General features: G+C 54.9%; 4 protein-coding genes and 1 tRNA gene. 4 read left to right on the forward strand and 1 reads right to left on the reverse strand.

Annotated features, from left to right (window positions below):
- Positions 1 to 150 precede the first annotated feature (150 nt).
- The 3 genes from NW840_RS11635 to NW840_RS11645 all read left to right on the forward strand — a co-directional run bounded on the left by NW840_RS11635 (position 151) and on the right by NW840_RS11645 (position 2,382).
- Positions 151 to 525, forward strand: a complete 375-nt coding sequence (locus tag NW840_RS11635; protein ID WP_414344434.1) for a DUF1818 family protein — start codon at positions 151 to 153, stop codon at positions 523 to 525.
- A gap of 42 nt (positions 526 to 567) precedes the next feature.
- Complete coding sequence (locus tag NW840_RS11640; protein ID WP_414344435.1) at positions 568 to 1,374, forward strand: FAD binding domain-containing protein; 807 nt, start codon at positions 568 to 570, stop codon at positions 1,372 to 1,374.
- A 573-nt stretch (positions 1,375 to 1,947) separates the two neighbouring features.
- Positions 1,948 to 2,382, forward strand: coding sequence for a type IV pilin protein (locus tag NW840_RS11645; protein ID WP_414344437.1), 435 nt, complete (start codon positions 1,948 to 1,950; stop codon positions 2,380 to 2,382).
- A gap of 33 nt (positions 2,383 to 2,415) precedes the next feature.
- Here NW840_RS11645 and NW840_RS11650 read toward each other — a convergent pair.
- Positions 2,416 to 2,489: transfer RNA gene (locus NW840_RS11650), tRNA-Arg, on the reverse strand.
- Between the two features lie 201 nt (positions 2,490 to 2,690).
- On the opposite strand from NW840_RS11650, the gene NW840_RS11655 reads away from it, so the two are divergent.
- A complete protein-coding gene (locus tag NW840_RS11655; RefSeq protein ID WP_414344439.1) occupies positions 2,691 to 3,125 on the forward strand; it encodes a hypothetical protein in 435 nt (144 codons plus the stop codon).
- Positions 3,126 to 3,390 lie beyond the last annotated feature (265 nt).

Consider the following 3,390-nt stretch of genomic DNA (forward strand, 5'->3'; position numbering starts at 1 on the left):
GAGATAGGCAGGATGCGATCGCTTCTTTCCTGAACCATGTTCAGGAGAGTTCAGCGTGAATGTATCAGCACCATGGATGCTTTTCCTTGCCTGTCTGTTGCCAACAACGGTGATGGATTCCCAATCGCGACAGTGGGACGGAGTTCCTACTTGGCTCGTTCTTCTCTGCACAAGGGATCCGGCTGGCGGCTGGGCTGGGATCCCACCCGTTCCCCTTTTGTTGCCCTGGTGGGGGGAGAAACCTGGGCGCTGGAGCTCACTCAGGAGGAGTGGCAAGCGTTTGTGCAGGGGGTGCAGCGCCTGCAGCAGGATATGGAGGCCATCGCATCCCAACTGATGGCGGAGGAGAGCATTACGCTGGAGCAGACTTTCCCTGCTTTGACCCTGATAGCCAGCGGCAGCGCCACTGCCTGGGGCCTCTACGTGCAATTGCATCAAGGCCGGCGCGGAGAAGGTTTTTGGCCTGCTGATGTTGTCCCTGAGCTATGCCAGGCCCTCGCCCAATGCTTTCAGGAAGCTCTCTAGCCCCCTGAAGCCTGCAGTCTGGATCCCTGCCTGAGAGAACCCATGGATCTGCACCATCTGCACACCTACATTCGTCCCCGACAGCTTGAGGACTTGACCGCATGGGATCCCGGCTGGAACTGGCTGGCCGGGGGGACTTGGCTCTTCTCACAGCCGCAACCCCACCTGCGGGGACTGATCGATTTGCATCCTCTGGGCTGGAATGAGCTGGAAATCAGCGCAGAAGGGCTAAAACTGGGGGCAACCTGTACCTTCCAGCAACTGCTGCAATACCCTTGGCCGCCCCATTGGCCGGGGATCCGCGCCCTGTGCGAGGGAATGGCATCTTTGGCTTCTTTCAAAGTGGCCCACCTGGCAACGATAGGGGGAAATCTCTGTCTGGCCCTGAGTGTCGGTGTCGTAGCGCCCGTGTTGATCGCCCTTGAGGCCACCTACACGCTGATCGATCTGCAGGGATCCCTGCGCCACATCCCCGCTCAGGACTTTCAAACCGGCCCCCAACAAACTCTGCAGCAGCCGGGGGAAGCCTTGCGATCCATCTGGATCCCGGCCCAACGGCTGCGCGGCCCCAGCACCTTTCAGCGGCTCGGCATCACCCAAACGGATCCCGCCTTGGTGATCGTCGCTGGATCCCGCGATCCCGACTCAGGCGATTATCGCTTCGGACTCAATGCTGCCCTTTCACCCCCACAACTGGTGCGGCTGGGATCCCGGCCCGATCCAGAACATCTTCCCCAACTTTTGGCAGAGCAAGCCCACGGCTGGATCGCGGATTTTCGGGCCAGCGCCCTTTACCGCCAACGCATGAGCGAGGTATTGATTCGCCGCTGTATAGACATCTTGGGCTAATCGGGGTATTGCCCCATCCCAACAGGGGGCTGAGAACGACGTACTCATCCTGCCAAAGCTCCCGCCGCTCTGAAAGTAAAGGTTTTAGGCGTGGGTCAGTGCCCCAGTTTGAATCGAAATGACCATAAGTCTGACATTCCCGTCCATAGGATTGAGATAGCCACAGGCAAAAATTCATCTGTTGCTGTTCCAAAAATGGGTAACACATAAAAGTTTGGGGCAGTAGCAACTGGCAGTGTCACCCCATAGACAGCCGCGAAAACAGTTCACAGTGAACTCAGATTTATCTGGCCTTAAAACTTGAAGCCAGTTTACAAAAAATTTACCTACAGTTGATATCCAGTGGGGTTTTGGATTCAGGAGTTCGCGTGATTTGACAGGGAAAGTTTTGGATCCGCAAAGGGTAACCTGAAACCAAGGAAAGGCTGGAATACTGGGGCAAGCTCCTTTGGGTTTAGCTAAGTGCCTGATTTCTCCCGAAGCGGGACTGGAACTGCTATGAGTCGGTTTTCCCCTCATGAAGTGTATCTCCGGAGAATCCTCTTTCGTCTGGCCACTGCGGCTCCTCGTGGCATGACATTGATCGAGTTGCTTGTGGTCATTGTGATTGTCGGTACTCTCTGCGCGGTGGCCATTCCCAACCTGCTTAACCACATTCGCCGTTCCAGAGTTGCTGAAGCCCAAACAGCTTTGGCGACCATTGGCCGCGCTTCAGAAATCTTCCGCATGGATTTTACGGTTTATCCTTCCAGCTACGCCGATATTCAATTCGGAGGGATCCACGGGGATCGTTATCTGCAAGATCCCTGGCAAGCCCCCAACTATCGTCTCCCCGAAGTTGTTCCTCCCACTCCTGGCCCAGCTGGCATGCGTTGGATGACGGAGTCTCACACCTACACAGCTGCTGGTGGGGATCCCCTGCGCTGTGACATCGGCCTCGGGGATCGCCAGCAAGAGGTTCTGGTCTCTGGCTACGACCTGCACAACTCCTGCAACCTTTATCATTGACTTGCCTGGGCGAGATTTGGCGGCTTGAGGAGACGGGACTGGGCGGACTTGAACCGCCGACCTAGCGCTTAGGAGGCGCTTGCTCTATCCATCTGAGCTACAGCCCCTTGTCGAACATCCTACTGCTCTTAGCCCCCATCTCAGATTACAGCCCTTTTGCAGATGAGGTGATACCCGACCAGTTCTCATCATGCCCCAACTGGGTCTGGCGTTATCGGTTGTGTTGTTGACATTGACCTGCTAGACATCTTCTGTGATGCTAAGAAGTGTTAAGCTAAGGACTTGGATCCCAAACCGAGGTCAGCCCTATGGAATCCCTTTCTGATCCCTTCGTCAATCCCCCCATTTACTCTGCCATCGCCTTATTCAGCTTTTTTGCTGTTATCTTTGGCATCATTTTCAAGGACAATTTGGAATACCAGGTGGCCCTTTGGCAGCTCAACCGGGATAGCCAAGCGCAAATTCGCTGCCGCACTCCTGGGGTGATCCTCACCTACAGTCTCTGCTGCCTGTTTACCTCTGGGTTTGTGGCCGCGTGTCTGAACGTGTTTGGCCTGTCTATGGCCTTGGCCGCCTGCGTCGGTGGGATCCTAGTGTTGAGCACGGCAGGCTTGGTGTGGTGGCAGTTGGGATCCCTGATGGCTCTGTTGGCTGCCGGTGGATCCCAGGCCATCGATATTGACTCTTACGGAGCAGGGGCCATTTTGGATTCTGAGGCGGCAGCACCCCCCGAGGGAGAATAGGATCTTGGAGTAGTCTTACCCCATGCCCTGGTCTAGCTGGATCAGCTGGATCCAGAAGAGCGTGCCTACAGAGTAGAGAAAGCTTAAGAAGTTTCTGGCCAACTTGTTAAAACGAGAGAACAAGTGCCAGCTCAGCTTTTGAAAAACGCCTCTTTCTGTAAAAAATTACAAATTATAGTCATTATAGTCATTCCAAACTAGGTTGTGTTGATCTTTCATTTGAGCCAAAAGAGAGCACTGACGAGATAGAGAAAACTCAAGAAGT

The sequence above is a fragment of the Synechococcus sp. R5-13 genome, from assembly GCF_047462015.1.
GTDB lineage: Bacteria > Cyanobacteriota > Cyanobacteriia > Thermostichales > Thermostichaceae > Thermostichus.